Genomic DNA, 266 nt, shown 5'->3' on the forward strand with positions numbered 1-266 from the left:
GGAAAGGCACTAGCTGAACGGTGGCCAAAAGGCTCTCACTTTGGTGCAGCTACGGAAGACGACATCGTGGTCTCTAATATTCTGGCCGAACGTTTTGGGCTCGAGAAATGGCGTTTTACTAACTCGGGATCCGAGGCAACCATGGATGCAATTCGGATTGCCAGGGCTTATACCGGCCGAGACACGATAATGAAAATATTCGGCTCATACCATGGTCATCATGACGCGGTAATGGTATCGATCGGGGTGGCTTGGGACGATATTGG

Annotated in this window: 1 protein-coding gene; it reads left to right on the forward strand. The window is 51.1% G+C overall.

Annotation, left to right across the window (positions count from 1 at the left end):
• Positions 1–66: 66 nt before the first annotated feature.
• Positions 67–266 (forward strand): aminotransferase class III-fold pyridoxal phosphate-dependent enzyme (locus tag QP381_RS09075; RefSeq protein ID WP_285068688.1); only part of this gene is annotated, 200 nt, incomplete at its 3' end.

It is taken from the genome of Pauljensenia sp. UMB6358 (assembly GCF_030216865.1).
Classification (GTDB): domain Bacteria; phylum Actinomycetota; class Actinomycetes; order Actinomycetales; family Actinomycetaceae; genus Pauljensenia; species Pauljensenia turicensis_A.